The sequence below is a fragment of the Parasediminibacterium sp. HNIBRBA5674 genome (genome assembly GCF_056745525.1).
Window position 1 is genome coordinate 1 of record NZ_JBQWIE010000087.1, and the last position, 1,221, is coordinate 1,221.

The following is a 1,221-nucleotide window of genomic DNA, read 5'->3' on the forward strand; positions in this document are numbered from 1 at the left end:
CAAAACGGGCAAGCATTTTTTGTACAAAATGATGGTACTGGTACAGCACCTACTTTAAATATTTTAGAAAGTCATAGATCTAATCTTGGTGTAACTGCAATTACAAGTACTGTTTTTGGTGATGAGCCTACAACCCCAAGTTTTCAACAATTAAATATTAATGCTTACCGCACTGCCAATAATCAATTTGCTGATGGTGCTGTAGCCATATTTGGTAGCGATTATAAAGCAGCAGTAGACAATACTGACATTACCAAGTTTACAAATTTTAATGAAACATTTAGCTTTAAAAGAAGTGATAAAGTATTGGGGTTAGAAGCAAGACCATTGGTTACAGCTAATGATACATTGTTTTGTAACCTTAGTAATTTTGGTAAAAGAGCCTACACATTGGTACTAGATGGTCGCAACTTTACCAATACCGCTGCTACACTAGAAGATAAGTACACAGCTACTAAACAACCTATTGATTTAGCTGGTACAACTACTTATAACTTTGTTATTAATGATGAAGCTGCCTCTGCTGCTAAAGATAGGTTTATGATTACGTTTGGTAATACTGCACCTGTAGCTACTATTACAGACGTAATAGCAAGCGATTTGTATGTAAAAATGAGTCCTAATCCTGTAAGTAATCAATTAATGGTAAGTTTCAAAAATGCAATTGCAGATGAAACAACCATCAATGTAGTAAACAGCTTGGGACAAGTTGTAAAAACAGTAAATGCTGGTAACGTAGCTACTGGTAACATTAACATACAAGTAAGTAACTTATCATCAGGTGTATATAATGTGCAACTGATAAGTGGCGGCAAAATTGTAAAAACGCAACAAGTAGTAAAAAACAAGAACTAAGCCAAAAAATAATGAGGGCTAATGAATGTAGCCCTCAACTTTTAAAAAATAATAAATATATTAACGATGACCATACAACAAAAAAAAACAATACTTTCTTTATTTGTAGTTTGCGCAATTATGCTTTTACCAATGTTAGCATTAGCAGGCGTAGATGACACACCCGGTAACCCAGATGCAGAAGTACCATTAGATGGCGGCTTATCACTTTTGGTAGCAGCGGGTGTAGGTTATGGTGCTAAGAAACTAAAGGCAAGAAAGGCTTTAGCAAGTAGCAATAAAAACTAACACACTTTTTAATACTATTAATTTATGGCGATTACTTTTAATTAAGTAATCGCCATTTTTTATTTAACTAAAAATTTG

Annotated in this window: 2 protein-coding genes; both read left to right on the forward strand. The window is 33.8% G+C overall.

Annotation, left to right across the window (positions count from 1 at the left end; genetic code table 11):
• The coding region (locus ACT9TX_RS18345; protein ID WP_481340553.1) for a T9SS type A sorting domain-containing protein at positions 1-855 on the forward strand (855 nt) is incomplete at its 5' end.
• Positions 856-987: 132 nt separating this feature from the next.
• Positions 988-1,143: a PID-CTERM protein-sorting domain-containing protein gene (locus ACT9TX_RS18350; RefSeq protein ID WP_481340555.1), complete on the forward strand. Its 156-nt coding sequence runs from the start codon at positions 988-990 to the stop codon at positions 1,141-1,143.
• Positions 1,144-1,221: the final 78 nt, after the last annotated feature.